Origin of the sequence: Pseudomonas sp. DVZ6, from assembly GCF_024259445.1 — a bacterium.
Classification (GTDB): Bacteria; Pseudomonadota; Gammaproteobacteria; order Pseudomonadales; family Pseudomonadaceae; genus Aquipseudomonas; species Aquipseudomonas peradeniyensis.
Window position 1 is genome coordinate 1 of sequence record NZ_JANCLM010000011.1, and the last position, 14,715, is coordinate 14,715.

11 protein-coding genes and 1 pseudogene are annotated in these 14,715 nt (G+C 65.8%); 3 read left to right on the forward strand and 9 right to left on the reverse strand.

Features of this window, described 5'->3' with window-relative positions:
* Positions 1–63: 63 nt before the first annotated feature.
* The 5 genes and pseudogenes from NMG10_RS08275 to NMG10_RS08295 form a co-directional block, all read right to left on the reverse strand.
* The gene (locus tag NMG10_RS08275; RefSeq protein ID WP_203652324.1) at positions 64–1,476 is read right to left on the reverse strand and encodes a pyridoxal-dependent decarboxylase; all 1,413 of its coding nucleotides are present in this window, start codon (positions 1,474–1,476) and stop codon (positions 64–66) included.
* 184 nt (positions 1,477–1,660) lie between these two features.
* A complete protein-coding gene (locus NMG10_RS08280) occupies positions 1,661–2,605 on the reverse strand; it encodes a LysR family transcriptional regulator (RefSeq protein ID WP_254464151.1) in 945 nt (314 codons plus the stop codon).
* 86 nt (positions 2,606–2,691) lie between these two features.
* On the reverse strand, positions 2,692–3,402 hold the full coding sequence (locus tag NMG10_RS08285; RefSeq protein WP_198745486.1) for a YebC/PmpR family DNA-binding transcriptional regulator: 711 nt from the start codon (positions 3,400–3,402) through the stop codon (positions 2,692–2,694).
* Positions 3,403–3,520: 118 nt separating this feature from the next.
* Complete coding sequence (locus NMG10_RS08290; RefSeq protein WP_254464152.1) at positions 3,521–4,912, reverse strand: FAD-dependent oxidoreductase; 1,392 nt, start codon at positions 4,910–4,912, stop codon at positions 3,521–3,523.
* 83 nt (positions 4,913–4,995) lie between these two features.
* Positions 4,996–6,243, reverse strand: a pseudogene (locus NMG10_RS08295) (MFS transporter); the annotation flags it as partial.
* Between the two features lie 245 nt (positions 6,244–6,488).
* Between NMG10_RS08295 and NMG10_RS08300 the strand changes: the two are divergent.
* A complete protein-coding gene (locus tag NMG10_RS08300; protein WP_186733062.1) occupies positions 6,489–7,358 on the forward strand; it encodes a LysR substrate-binding domain-containing protein in 870 nt (289 codons plus the stop codon).
* Positions 7,359–8,325: 967 nt separating this feature from the next.
* The gene (locus NMG10_RS08305) at positions 8,326–8,700 is read left to right on the forward strand and encodes a DUF2784 domain-containing protein (RefSeq protein WP_232855585.1); all 375 of its coding nucleotides are present in this window, start codon (positions 8,326–8,328) and stop codon (positions 8,698–8,700) included.
* Here the strand turns inward: NMG10_RS08305 and tam are convergent.
* Positions 8,677–9,453, reverse strand: a complete 777-nt coding sequence (tam, locus tag NMG10_RS08310) for a trans-aconitate 2-methyltransferase (RefSeq protein ID WP_254464153.1) — start codon at positions 9,451–9,453, stop codon at positions 8,677–8,679. The genes NMG10_RS08305 and tam overlap by 24 nt on opposite strands.
* Before the next feature lie 153 nt (positions 9,454–9,606).
* Positions 9,607–11,016 carry an amino acid permease gene (locus NMG10_RS08315; RefSeq protein WP_234560700.1) on the reverse strand — a complete coding sequence of 470 codons (1,410 nt, stop codon included), beginning with the start codon at positions 11,014–11,016 and terminating at the stop codon, positions 9,607–9,609.
* Positions 11,017–11,429: 413 nt separating this feature from the next.
* Between NMG10_RS08315 and NMG10_RS08320 the strand changes: the two genes are divergently transcribed.
* Complete coding sequence (locus NMG10_RS08320; RefSeq protein ID WP_186715225.1) at positions 11,430–12,848, forward strand: PLP-dependent aminotransferase family protein; 1,419 nt, start codon at positions 11,430–11,432, stop codon at positions 12,846–12,848.
* A 44-nt stretch (positions 12,849–12,892) separates the two neighbouring features.
* On the opposite strand, the gene NMG10_RS08325 is transcribed toward NMG10_RS08320, so the two are convergent.
* Entirely contained in the window at positions 12,893–13,633 is a 741-nt protein-coding gene (locus tag NMG10_RS08325) for a hypothetical protein (RefSeq protein ID WP_254464154.1), read from the reverse strand.
* Positions 13,634–13,903: 270 nt separating this feature from the next.
* A complete protein-coding gene (locus tag NMG10_RS08330; RefSeq protein WP_186734299.1) occupies positions 13,904–14,650 on the reverse strand; it encodes a sulfite exporter TauE/SafE family protein in 747 nt (248 codons plus the stop codon).
* Positions 14,651–14,715 lie beyond the last annotated feature (65 nt).

Consider the following 14,715-nt stretch of genomic DNA (forward strand, 5'->3'; position numbering starts at 1 on the left):
CCCCCCCGGGGGGGGGGGGGCGCCCCCCCCCCGCGACAGCGTTCAGCGCTTGAGTTTGCCGCGTTACTCGGCCACTACCGCCTGCAACCGGGCCCACAGCCGCTCGACATGCGCACGCTCGGTCGGCAGCGCCCCCACCGACACCCGCACCATCCAGCGCCCGTCGAGAGTCGCCGGGGTCACGTAGGCATCGCCCGAATTGTTGAGACGTTCGGCCCAGGCACGGGTATGGGCATCCAGCGCCTCACCCGCGAGGCCCGCCGGGCAATGACGGATGCACAGGGTCTGCAATTGCACCGGCGCCAGCACTTCCCACTGCGCCGTCGCCTCGACCTGGGCAGCCAGCCAACGGGCGTTGTCCAGGTCGCGACGCAGGCGTTGCTGCAGGGCCTCGACCCCTTCGCTGCGCAGCATGAACCACAGTTTCAGCGCGCGGAACCGGCGCCCCAGCGGGATGCCCCAATCGCGCAGGTTCTTCACCTCGCCATCGACCGCCGATTGCAAGTAGCTGGGGTTGGTGCTCATCACCCGGATCAGATGCTGCGGATCGCGCACGTAGTAGATCGAGCAGTCGAAGGCCACACCCAGCCATTTGTGGGCGTTGACCACCACCGAGTCGGCCAGCTCGATGCCGTCCCACATCCAGCGGCACTCCGGAAGGATCATCGCCGAGCCGGCCATGGCCGAGTCCACATGCAGCCACAGCTGGTTGGCCTGGGCGATCTCGCCGATGGGACGCAGCGGGTCCAGCGCGGTAGTGGTGGTGGTGCCGGTGGTGGCGACCACGGCGCAGGGCTGGTTGCCGGCGGCCAGGTCCTGCTCGATGGCCTCGCGCAGCGCCTCCGGACGCATGGCGTAGCGGGCGTCGGTGGGGATCAGGCGGATATTGTCGCGGCCGAATCCGGCCAGCAGCGCGGCCTTGTCCACCGAGCTGTGGGCGTGGGCGCTGACGTAGACGATCAATGGCCTGGCCTGGGCCTGCAGGCCGCCGTGCACCTGGGCGTGGTCGGTGGCGCGTTCGCGGGCGCTGATCAATGCCACCAGGGTGCTGGTCGAGGCAGTGTCCTGGATCACCCCGCTCCACTGCCCGCTCAGGCCCAGCAGCTGGCGCAGCCAGTCGAGGGTGGTTTCCTCCAGCTCGCTCAGTGCCGGGCTGGACTGCCACGACAGGCCGAGCACGCCCAGGCCGGTGCTGAGGAAATCGCCGAGCACCGACGACAGGGTGCCGTTGGAGGGGAAGTAACCGTAGAAGTCCGGATGCTGCCAGTGGGACAGGCCGGGCATCACCAGCTTGTCGACGTCGGCGAGGATGGCTTCGAACGGTTCGCCTTGCTGCGGCGCGCCCTCGGGCAAGGCGGCCTTGAGGTAGCCCGGCTGGACCTGGGCCATGACCGGGCGCTCGCCGACGGTCTGGCGGTAGTCGGCGATCAGGTCGATCAGTTGGTGGCCGTACTGGCGGAATTGTTCGGGGGTCACGGGGGCTCTCCTGTGGATTGTCAGGTGCGTGTGCCGGCCTCTTCGCGGGGCAAGCCCGCTCCTACAGGGACCGCGCAATCCTGTAGGAGCGGGCTTGCCCCGCGAAGAGGCCGGCACAGGCAACACAATGCCCGCAGTCTAGGCGCCTGCCGGCTTGCGAATAACCCCGCTTCGCGCATAGCTGCTATGGCGAAGGCGCATGCCCACCTTGCACGCCGAACTGCGACTGGCGCCACACCTCGAATACCCGGTTGCGCAGCCAGCGGTGCTCGGCCGAGGCCTGCAGGCGCTGGTGCCACACCACCCAGTAGCGCTGGGTGTGGTCGATGAAGCCCATCGGCCGCCAGCTCAGGCCGTGCAGCCGCGCCAGTTGCCGGGCGATGTGCTCGGGCACTGTAGCCAGGGCCTGGCCATTGCCGAGCACCTGGACCATGGCACTGAAGAACGGCACCTCCAGGCTGATGCGCCGCTGCAGCCCCTGGGCGCGCAAATGACGGTCGATGAAGCTGTCCTTGTCGCCGCCCCCGGACACCCGCACATGCTTGAAGACCAGGTAGTCGTCCTGGCTCAGCTCGGCGCGGGTGCTCAGCGGATGGTCATGGCGCATCAGGCACACCGCCCGGTCCTCGCCCAGCAGCCGGCCGTGCAGGTTGGGCGGCGATTCGTCGAACAACGTGGTGGCCAGGTCGATCTCGCCGCTGGCAAGCAAGGCGTACTGCCCAGCCTGCCAGGTGCGGTACTCCAGCGACACGCCCGGCGCTTCCTGCTCCAGCACCGCGACCAGCTGCGGCAGCATGTGCTCGGCCACGTAGTCGGAGGCGGCGAGGCAGAAGCGCCGCTCGCAGCGCGCCGGGTCGAACGCCGCGGGCTGGCGCAGGGCGTTGAGCTCCTCCAGCACCTGGCGCAACGGCTCGACCAGCGCCTCGGCGTGCTCGCTGAGTACATAGCCACGGCCCTGGCGCACCAGCAGCGGGTCATCGAAGGCCTCGCGCAGGCTGGCCAGCTGGCGGCTCAGGGCCGATTGGCTGCAGCCCAGGCGCTCGGCGGCGTGGCTGAGGTTCTTCAGCTGCAGGAGGCAGTCGAGGGTGCGCAGGTGGGCGAGGCTGAGGGAGGCGAAGGTGGGGTGCATGGCACGGGTCCGGAAATGATCGCGGGGCAAGCCCGCTCCCACAGATATGCTGGGAGTGGGCTTGCCCCGCGAGGATGACGCGCGGATCAGTCGGTCAGGCCGACATAGACGTTCTGCACGTCTTCGTTCTCGTCGATCGCCTCGAGGAAGGCCTCGACCTCGGCCAGCGCTTCGGCGCTCAGGCTGGCGGCGCTCACCGGGTTCTTCGGGGTGTAGCCGATCTTCGCCGAGGTGACGGTGAAGCCATGCTCCGGCAGGGCCTTCTGCACGGCGTCGAGGTCGGTGGTGTCGGTGATGAACAGGGTCGAACCCTCTTCCTCACCATCCTCGAAGTCCTGGGCACCGGCTTCGATGGCCGCCATTTCCGGGTCGGCGTCGCCTTCCGGGGTGGCCTCGATCAGGCCGACATGGTTGAAGTCCCAGGCCACCGAACCGCTGGCGCCGAGCTGACCCTTGCGGAACAGCACGCGGATCTGCGCCACGGTACGGTTGATGTTGTCGGTCAGGCACTCGACGATCAGCGGCACCTGGTGCGGGGCGAAGCCTTCGTAGCTGACCGCATGGTACTGCACGGCCTCGCCGTCCAGGCCTGCGCCTTTCTTGATCGCACGCTCCAGGGTCTCACGGGTCATCGAGGCTTTCTTGGCCTGGACGATGGCCAGGCGCAGGCGCGGGTTCATGTCCGGGTCGGCACCGGACTTGGCAGCGATCTGGATCTCCTTGGCCAGCTTGCCCATGATCTTGCCTTTGGCATTGGCCGCTGTTTCTCTATGTTTGGCTTTCCACTGTGCGCCCATATCGACTCTCTTTGTTTCCGCGGCCGGTTCAGGAAGCGACCGGCCTTAATAAAGTGGGGAGAGTTTATACGCCCTGCGCACCGGGTTCGACAAGAAATCGCATAACCCACATGGGAGCTCAGCCCTTGTCCGCCTTCCCCGCCGCCGCCGCGAACTTCGCCAGGCGCACGTCCAGCCGGCGCGGCCGCACACCGCGGTCTTCGGCGCGCTCCTTGCGGCGGATGGCATTGCGCACCAGCAACGAGCCCAGGTAGCGCACCGGTTCCGGCGGGAACTGCCCCAGCGGCCCCTTGACCAGCGGCGAGCGGGTCCAGGCGTTGTCCAGCCCGAGTGCCAGCGACGACAGGATCTGCCCGCCCATGTGGCACGGCCCCACCCCGCTGCCGGAGTAACCGAAGCCGTAGAACACGTTGCCCTGCCCATCGAGCCGACCGAAGAACGGCAGCCCGGTCACCGAGCGGTCCGACGGCCCGTTCCAACTGGCCGCCAGCGGCACCTCGGCCAGCGCCGGGAAGAACTCGGCCAGGCTTTCGCGCAGCAGCGGCTGGTACGGCGACGGCTGGTCGAACACCGGCAGCATGCGCCCGCCATAAGCAAAGGTATTGCCGCCCTTGCCGAGCATCAACCGGCCATCGGAAGTGTTGTGGTAGTAGTGCACGAAGATCCGCGAGTCGAGCACGCTGACGCCACTGTCCAGGCCGATCCGGCCCAGCAGCTCGGGGCACGGCTCGGTGATCACCATGTCGCTGGAGACGATCGCCACGCTGCGCCCGAACTGCGGGAAGGCCCGCGCCATCCAGGCATTGAGGCCCAGCACCACGCGGTCGGCGCGGACGGTGCCGGCGCGGGTGCGCACCTGCACCGGCGCGCCATGCTCCAGGCCGGTCATCGCCGTGCCCTCGTGGATGCGCACGCCACGCTGCAAGGCCACCCGGCGCAGGCCGCGCACCAGCCGCCCCGGCTGCACCGTGGCCGCGGCCGGCGAGTACCAGCCCTCCAGATGCCGGTCGGAGCCGGCCAGGCGCTGCACCTGCTCCAGCGCCAGGCGCTGAAACGAATTGATCCCCTGCTGCTCCAGCGCGGCGATCACCGCATCGGTGCCACCGAGCTGGGCCTGGTTGGTGGCGGTGTAGAGCGTGCCGTCCATGCGGTAGTCGCAGCGAATGCCGTTGGCCGCGCAGAACTCGCCGATGGCGCCGATGCTGCGCTCGGACTCGCGCACCAGGCGCACCGCCTCGGCCACGCCGAACAAGCGCTCGAGGGTGAAGTACTTGGCCGACCAGGACAGCGCGCAGCCACCGTTGCGCCCGCTGGCCCCGGCGCCGCAGATGTCCGCCTCGAGCAGCAGCACCTCCAGCTGCGGCGCCTGTTCCTTGATCATCAGCGCGGTCCACAAGCCGGTGTAGCCACCGCCGACGATGCACACGTCGCAGCGCACGTCGCCGGCAAGCGGCGGGCACGGCGCCTGGTCTTCCTGGTCCAGGGCCTGTTGCAGCCAGAAGGGTCTCATCTACTTGCTTTCCTTTAGGTACGCAGTGGCTTGATCGCCATGCTGGTGTTGGGTGCCACATCGGTGGCCTGGGGTGCTGTTGCCGGGCGGCTGTTCCAGTGCGGCAGCAGCACCAGGGCGGAGAACAGCGCCGTGCCGGCGAAGACGATAAACACCGTGACGCTGTCGAAGTAACCGGGCAGCAGGCCGCCGAGCACCGCACCCACCGAGCCGCAGCCATTGACGAAACCGGCCGCGGTGGCGCCGGCCTTGGCCGTGCCGAAGTCGATGGCCGCGGCGCCGCTGATCATCGAGTCCGGGCCATACAGGGTCAGGCCCATCACAAACAGCAGGGCCACCACCAGCAGCACGCTGCCGCTGTGCATCGCCGCCATGAAACCGGCCAGGGTCAGGGTCAGCAGCACCAGGCTGATCACGCAGGCCGGCATGCGCCGGGCGCCGAACAGTTTGTCCGAGGCCAGGCCGATGAGGATCGGCCCGAGCAACCCGGCCAGTTCGAAGGCCGTGGGAATGATCGCCGCGCCGACCTTGCCCACCGACGGCATCTGCTCGAAGACGATCACCGGGCCCCACAGCAGGATGGCGTAGCGCGCAGGTTTGAGCATGAAGTAGGCCAGGCCCAGGGTCAGCACCGTGCGGTTGCGCAGGATCTCGCGCAGCGGCGCCCACACGCTGCACAGATTGCCCCCCGGGGCCATGCTCTGCGGCTCGGGCTCTACCGCCGGCAAGCCGACGTCCTCGGGCTTGTTGCGCTGGAAAATGAAGAACAGCACCGCCACCACGGCCACCACCACGGCGCTGGAGAAGAACGCCGCATGCCAGGTGCCGACCAGGGTGTAGGCCCACCAGCCGGCGAACGGCGAGGCCACCAGGCCGCCGAAGGCGTAGCACGAACTCCACAGCCCCAGCACCCGTCCGCGCTGGGAGGCCGGGAAGAAACTGCCGATGTTCTTGCACAGCCCCGCCCAGCCGGTGGACTGCGCCAGCCCCTGGATCAGCATGCAGGTGGCGAAGATCGGGAAGGTCGCGTAACTGCCCATCACCACCGCGGCCGCCGCCGAGATCAGCAGCCCGCCCAGCACCACCACACGGGGGCCAAAGCGGTCGGCGAGCATGCCCCAGGTGAACTGGCCCACGGCGTAGGCGGCCAGGTAGATCGCATCGAGGTTGGCCATGGCGGCCTTGTCGAGCATGAAATTCGGATCCTCGCCGATACCGAGCTTGGCCACCGAGAAGGCTTTGCGGGTGAAGTAGAAGGCGGCGTAGGCCAGCCAGGTGATCGCGAAGATCTGCACGCGCCAGCGTTTGATAGCGCCCAGGGATTGATTCATTGACTCTGACCTCTTGCTTGAGTGTGCCGGCAGAATGTGAAGAAACGCCTGTCTTGTTGTTGTGTTGCGCACTGCGTGACGGAGGGACGTCACCTGGTCAGATGGCGGTGGTGCCGCCATGGCCGACATGGCGCCGCTCGTGGCGGCGCAGCCGGGTTGAAACACATGGAAACAGCTGCTGACTGATAAATAAAATCGATTTATCGTATTTCACACATAAGCCCAGCTTGTAAGCGGAGTGTTCGATGTCGGTCTCCCATGCTCAACTCAAGGCCTTTCATGCAGTCGCCGAACAGGGCAGCTTCACCCGTGCGGCGCAGAAGCTGTTTTTGACCCAGCCGGCGGTGTCCGACCAGGTGCGCAAGCTCGAGGAGCGCTTCGGTGTGCTGCTGTTCCAGCGCAACAAGCGCTCGGTGCAGCTGACCGACCTGGGCGAGCGCTTGCTGGGCGTGACCCAGCGTCTGTTCGCCTGTGAGGCCGAGGCCGTGGAGCTGCTGCAGGACTCCCGCGCCCTGCACACCGGCAGCCTGACCCTGGCGGTGGACGCGCCGGTGCACGTACTGCCGCAGATCGCCCGGTTCTGCCAGCGCTATCCGGGGATCCAGGTGAAGATCGAGACCGGCAACACCGACGAGTCGCTGGCCCGGCTGTTCAGCTACCAGGCGGACCTGGCCCTGCTCGGGCGCGATGTCGATGATGAGCGGTTGTTCTGCGTGCCGATGCGGCGTGACCCGATGGTGGCGTTCGTTTCGCACAACCATCCGTGGGCAAGCCGGGGGCAGATCAGCCTGGCGGACCTGGATGACACGCCGTTGGTGCTGCGTGAGCCGGGGTCGGTGACGCGGCAGACGCTGGAGGAGGAAATGCAACGGGCCGGGTTGCGGATCCGGCCGGCTATCCAGGTCGAGGGGCGTGAGGCGGCGCGGGAGGCGGTGGTGGTGGGGATTGGCGTGGGGGTTGTTTCGGCGGCGGAGTTTGGGGCTGATGCGCGGGTTTGTGCTTTGCCGATTGTGGATTGTCGGCGGCATTTGACCGAGACGCTGGTTTGTTTGAGTGAGCAGAGGACGCGGCGGGTGGTGGCTACGTTTTTGGAGATGGTTTTGGAGGGGATTTAGGGGTGGGTCTGGGGGTGGGTCTGGGCCTTTGGTGATTGTTTTGGTTTTTGTATGCGCATTCGTAGAATATAACGACATTTAGGCACCTTTCCGCCCTTACGGCGGGTTACTTTGGTCTTGGCCAAAGTAACCAAAGCCGCCCCGCTCCGTTCATCCGGCCCCTACGCTGCGCTCCGGGGTTCCCTCGCTCCGTTCTTGCTCCCGGGAGGACCGCGCTGAACGCCCCATCCTGGGGCGCAGCGCTTGACGGCCATCCATGGCCGTCACCTCCCTTCGCAAGAACTCCGCTCGGCCTCCTGAAGTCGCAATTGGTGTTGCCTGAACTATTGCGCGCTTAGAAGCAAGAGCAAGAGCAAGAGCAAGAGCAAGAGCAAGAGCAAGAGCAAGAGCAAGAGCAAGAGCAAGAGATGCGAAGTTAGTTGTTTGACAGTTAGTTATGTATTGATTCTACCGGCCCTTTCGCGGGGCAAGCCCGCTCCTACAGGGATCTATATAACGGCGACTGTCGTGTAGGAGCGGGCTTGCCCCGCGATGCGATCGAGAGATTAATTAGATTTAAACTAGCGACAGCGGCGCCAGTCCAGGCGCCGCCCGTAACTTCGCGACTTCAGGAGGCCGAACGCAGGCCTTGCGGAGGGAGGTGACGGGCATGGATGCCCGTCAAGCGCTGGGGCCCAGGATGGGCCCTACAGCGCGGTCCTCCCGGGAGCAAGGCCGGAGTGAGGGAACCCGGAGCGAAGCGGAGGGCCGGATGAATGGAGCGAGGATTTTTTGGTGACTTTTTGATCCTTCAAAAAGTTACCCGCCGTAAGGGCGGAAAGGTGAATAAGCGTCGACATCGCAAATGAATGCGCATACAACTATCAAAACAACTACCGCCCAGCCTCAAAAACCCAGAAACCCAGAAACCCAGAATCAAAAAACCATGACAAACTAACCCGACTCCAACAGCAAGGCCCCACCCACCATGTTCTACCGCCTGGCCGCCGACACCCTGGTCCTGTTCCACCTCTCGTTCATCCTGCTGGTCCTGTTCGGCGGCCTGCTGGTGCTCTGGCGCCGCCGCGCCCTGCTGATCCACCTCCCCGCCCTCGCCTGGGGCCTGGCCGTGGAAGGCCTGCACCTGGAGTGCCCCCTGACCGACTGGGAAAACCACCTGCGCACCGCCGCCGGCGACGCCGGCTACCACGGCGGTTTCGTCGAACACTACGTCTGGCCAGTGATCTACCCCGCCGGCCTGACCCCACAGATCCAGCTGTGGCTGGGCACCGTCGTGCTGCTGCTCAACCTGGGGGTCTACGCCTGCGTGATCTGGCGCCTAGCGCGTCGCCACCACGAATAACCGCGGGAACGGCAACAACACCCTGCCATCGCTGGCCGGCGGATAGTCACGCTGCATGGCCTGCAGGTAAAGCTGCAGGAAACTCGCCTGCTCCTGCTCATCCAGCCGCGCCAGGTAAGGCCGCAGCGCCGAGCCCTTGAACCACTCCACCACCGCCTCGGCACCACCTTCCAGCGGGTGGTGATAGGTGGTGCGCCACACATCCACCCGCGTACACAGCGGGCTGAGCAGGTCGTAGTAGAAGCCGGCGTTGTGCCGCGGCGGCAGGCTGAAATCGGCGAACTTCCCGGCCCAGGGCCCCTGGCTGGCAATCTCGCGCAGTTGCCGGTGCGCCGGCTCATCGAGGTTGTCGGGGGTCTGCACGGCCAGGCTGGCGCCCTCGCTCAGTTGCCGCACCAGGTGCGGGTAAAGCTTGGCGTGGTCCGGCACCCACTGTAGCGACGCGTTAGCAAGGATCAGGTCCTGAGGCTCGTGGGCCGTCCAGCTGGCAATCTCGCCAATCTCGCAGCGCACCCGCGGAATGCTCAGGCGTGGCCGTTGCCGGGCCTTGTCGATCATGTCCGGGTCGCTGTCCAGAGCGACGACCTGGGCATCCGGACAGCGCTGCAGCAATACCTCGGTAGAGTTGCCGGGGCCGCAGCCCAGGTCCGTGGCGTGCCGCGCCGGACGCGCCGGCACGGCAGCCAGCAGATCGCGCACGGCGCGGGTGCGTTCGTCTTCGAACAACGAATACTGGGTGGCGGACCAGGCCATGGGCGACTCCTTGTAGGGCAATTGTGTGCAGCATAAGCCATGTCGGCATGTAGCAACGTAAGGATGATCTGACTGGCAAAGGAGGCGATGCCCACAAATGAAAACGGCCGATCCCTTAAAAGGGACCGGCCGTTGCCAGAGGCACTGCCGCGATCAGTGACGCGTGGCGGTACGGATCTGGTGCACCACGCCCATCGCCACCACGATCGCCGCGGCGATGCCGGTGGAAATCACCAGGATCTGGTAGTCAGGCATGAAGGCCATGGTCACCAGGGCCGCCACGATGAACAGGATCACCAGGTAGGTCAGCCACGGGAACAGCCACATCTTCAGGCGCACTTCCTTGCCCTCGGCGATCAGCTTGCGGCGCATGCGCAACTGCGAGAAGGCGATCACCAGGTACACCAGCAGGGCGATCATGCCGGTGGTGTTCATCAGGGTTTCCAGCACGTCCTTCGGCCGCAGGGTGTCGCTGAAGTTGATCAGCGCGCAGAACACCGCCACCAGGCACGAGCCGATGATCGCATTCACCGGCACGCCGGTACCGGTGCGGGTGTACTTGAACAGGCGCGGCGCGTCGCCGCGCTGGGCCAGGGAGAACAGCATGCGCGAGGCGGTGTAGTGGCCGGAGATCAGGCAGCTGCTCACCGAGGTCAACACCACGAAGTTCATCAGCAACTCGGCATACGGCACGCCCAGCAGCTCCAGGGTACGGCGGTAGGCGCCATAGCCGGAAACGCCCAGGTGCGGGTCGTTCCACGGTACCAGGCAGACGATCAGGAAGATCGAGCCGACGTAGAACAGACATACCCGCCACACCACCGAGTTGGTCGCCTTGACGATCTGGGTGGCCGGATCCTTCGCCTCGGAGGCCGCGATGGTGACGATCTCGGCGCCAAGGAAGGCAAACATCACCCCCAGTAAGGCCCCAATCACCGTGGTGATGCCGTTGGGCATGAAGCCTTCGGCAGTCAAATGAGTGATACCGCGCACTTCGCCGAACTGCCAGATGTTCATCACCGCGGCGGTGCACACCACCAGGAAGCAGACGATCGCCACCACCTTGATCAGCGCGAACCAGAACTCGAACTCGCCGTAGTGCTTGACGTTGAAGAAGTTGACGGTGATCAGCAGCAGCGTCGTGGCCAGCACGAACACGTTGACGCTCACGTCGGGGAAGAAACCGTGCAGGATCTTGCCCGCCACGTAGGCCTCCCAGGCCATGAGGATCACCCAGTACCACCAGTACAGCCAGCCGATGGTGAAACCGGCCCAACGGCCAATGGCGCGGTCGGCGTAGGTGGAGAACGAGCCGGTGTCCGGCGAGGAGGTCGCCATTTCGCCGAGCATGCGCATGATCAGCACCACCAGGATGCCGCCGGCGAGATAGGCCAGCACGGCGGCCGGGCCGGCGCTGTGGATCACGCTGCCGGAACCGACAAACAAGGCGCCGCCGATCACCCCGGCGATCGACATCATCGTCAGGTGGCGCGACTTGAGCGAGGCACTGAGCTTGCTCTCGTGCCCATCCTTCGCGGTGGTGGATGTGGATGTTGCGTCCATCAGTTATTTACCCCGTGCTTCTTTTTATCCAAGGAAAAACTGTGAAACCCCGATGGTTATCGGTCTCACCTGTACATCAGTGCTACTGCGGGCAGGGAGGTGTGCGGAGCACACGCAGGCCATCCGTGGCGGCCTGCTTACGCGGCCAGAGGCAACCCTCTGGACGAACTGAACCATGCTGGGGACGGACGAGAAGCGTCCGGCCAGGCGAAAGGAAGGTGCGGGGCAAACCCCGACGGCAAAGCAGCGATGTTGTGATTATTCATGGCGCTGGTACGTGCTGTGTTGGCTATATCTGACACGTAATGTAAAAATGTCGAACACATAGGGCCATGCACAGCGGCATGAAAATCGCACTGCACTGTACAGGCCGCCGATGCAATACACCCGCGATACCCCCTGCAGGCACCCGAATGCTCCAGCTCCATCCGGACTCCTCCACCCCGCTGGTCAACCAGATCATCGACGGGCTGCGCGCGCTGATCGACGACCAGACCCTCAAGCCCGGGGCCAAGGTCCCGTCGATCCGGGCGTTCGCCTCGACCTACTCGGTGAGCACCTTCACCGTGGTCGAAGCCTATGACCGCCTGGTGGCCCAAGGGTTGCTGGTGAGCAAGGGCAATGCGGGGTTCTTCGTCAATCGTGCGGCGAACGAGTTGCTGGACAAGCACAACGTCGAAGTCGACACCAGCCGCCCCACCTTCAATTCCGAGTGGTACCTGCAGCAGATCTTCGAGATCCGCCAGTTGCCATTCAAGCCGGGTTGCGGCTGGCTGCCCAACGACTGGATGTACGAGGAGGGCCTGCGCCGCGGCCTGCGCCAGGTGGCCGGCAGCCCGCTGGAGCTGTCCGGCTACGGCGACCCCCTGGGCCTGCCGGAGCTGCGTGCGCTGACCGCGCAGAACCTGCAGCAGGAACTGTCGATCGTCGCCAACCCGGCGCAGCTGATGCTCACCCACGGCGCCAGCCAGGCCCTGGACCTGGCCGTGCGCACCCTGGTACGCCCCGGCGACGTAGTGCTGGTGGACGACCCCGGCTACCCCAACCTGATGAGCATCCTGCGCACCCAGGGCGCCACCCTGGTGGGCGTGCCTCGCACTCCGGCCGGCTACGACCTCGACCAGCTAGAGCGCCTGCTGGCCCACCACCGCCCAACGGCCTTCTTCACCCAGCCACACCTGCACAGCCCGACCTGCTCGCGCACCCCGCTGGCGCAGCTGCACCGTTTGCTGCAACTGGCCAGCCAGCATGGTTTCCGCCTGGTGGAAAACAACCTCTACGCCGACATGATCGCCGACCCGCTGCCGTGCCTGGCCAGCCTCGACCACTTGCAGCAGGTGGTGTACGTGGGCAGCTACTCGAAAAGCATTTCACCCAACGTACGGGTCGGCTACCTGCTGGCCAACCCCGAACTGACCCAGCAACTGCTGCACCTGAAGATGCGCTCGGGCCTGACCACTTCGCAGGTGATGGAACGGGTGGTATACGCCGCGATCATCGACGGTCGCTGGCGCAAGCACCTCAAGCGCCTGCGCCAGCGCCTGGCCGAGGCGCACCAGGAAGTGGGCCGGCACCTGCACCGGCTGGGTTTCGAGCTGTTCATCGAATCGGATGAGGGGATGTACATCTGGACCCGCCATCCGGCGATCCCCGACAGCGCCGCGCTGCTGGATGATGCCCTGGAGAAAGGCATCATGCTCGGGCCCGGGCAGTTGTTCATGGTCGATGCCAAGGCCACCGGCTGGATGCGCTTCAATGTGGCGTTCAGTACCGATCCGGCGATGTGGGAGTTGCTGGAGAAGGTGTTGGTCAAGCACGTTCGCCGAGGTTGAAGTCAACACTTCTCATAAGCGCGGAAGTAGCCCGGCGTACTCACCTAAAGAGAGTGCGAAACACCCGCAGCCCTGCTCCGCCCCAGCCACGCATACGCCAACGCCAGCAACCCCAGCACCAGCCCGGCAAACACCGCCACCACCAGCTGGCTGTAGCGCGCCAGCAGCGCCGGGAACCCCACCACCTCGCGGGTCACCTGGATATCGGCGCTGCCATCGGCATCGCGGATGCTGATGCCGCCCTGGCGGATCTGCGAATAGTCGGCGTCGAAGTACACCCAGACCTTACTCTCGCTCACCCCGTCGATGGCCGGCAGGTCGATGCTGCTGGTGGGCGTCGGCACCAGCGTGTCATTGCCGGCGGCGTCGCGCACCTGCACCAGGCCTTTGGCCGGCAAACGGATGTGCACGGCCTTGAGCGGCGTCTGCGCGGGGTTGTACAGCTCGATGAGCAGGCCGGTGCGGTGATCCACCAATCCGGCCTCGAACGGCCTGGCAAACAGCTGCAGATACGGGGCCTGGGCCAGATCGACCAGCTTGTCGATCTGCGGATGGCTGAGGGAACCAGCGCCGATCTCGCTGATCTGCGAGTGCAGCCGCTCGTACTTGAGCAGGTCGTTGGCCTGGCTGATACGCTCGCTGAACTGGCCCGGATAGGTGAGATGGGCGTAGGTCAGGCGCGCCTGCAGGCGGTCGTCGTCGCGCAGCACCGCATAGAGCGCGGCGGCGACGGTGACCAGGGCCAGCAGGCCCACCAGGGATTTACCGACTTTTTCCCAATTCACCTTGAGGGTTCCTTGTTTACGGGTGTGACGAGAGGCAAGGCAGGCAAGGGTGCCAAGAACACCGGGTTCGGGCAAGGGTTGGCTGCCTGTGATGAAGCGGTCTTGTGCGATGACCGAAATGTAAGCGTTTCCCTGTAGGAGCGGCCTTGTGCCGCGAAAGGGCTGCGTAGCGGCCCCTGGATTTCAGCGTCGATGCAAAGATCGCCGGGGACGCTTTGCGGCCCTTTCGCGACACAAGGCCGCTCCTACAGGGGAGAGTGATCGGCCGTATCAACCCCGCGCCAGCAACCCCGGTACCGCGACCACCAGCATCGCCACCCCGGACAGGGTCAGCAGCCCCAGCACGATCCGGCGAAACGCCAGTTCACTGATCCCCAGGTACAGCCGCGTACCCAGCAGCGTCGGCACTGCCATCGCCAACGCCACTACCGCGAACGCCGGCAGCAACGCCGGGGTCACCAGTCCGCTGCCCAGGTAGGTGAGCATGGTCACCGCCAGCATCGACAGGTTGAAGTTCTGGATCACCGCCCGCTGGGTGTCGCGCTCGAACCCGCGCAGGGTGCACCAGAGCGTCGGCACCGTGCCGGTAAAGCCACCGATGCCGCCCAGCACCCCACCGACCATGCCCACCGCGCCATCGGCCAGGCGCCCGCCCTGCAGACGCGGCAGGCGCGGCGCCAGCAGCATCAGTGGGCACCACACCACCAGCAGCGTGCCGAACACCGCCTTGAACCACAGCATGTCCAGGTAAGGCAGCACCCACACGCCCAGTGGAATCCCCGCCAGCCCGCCCAGCACGAAGGGCCACAGCAGCGTCCAGCTGAAGCCCCGGCGCACGCTGAACACGGCGATCAACTGCCCGGTAAGGCTACCGAACACGGTCAGCACCGCCGCCACCCGTGGCTCCAGCCCCCAGGCCCAGAACGACATGGCCACCATGCCGAAGGCAAAGCCCGACAGACCCTGGACGAAACCGGCGACGATGGCGCCAAGGGCGATGAGATAGAGCGGATCCATGTGGGCCCCCTGCGACGATCGATGACATCGGCTGGGGAGCATTCCCCACCCAGCAATGGGTGTCC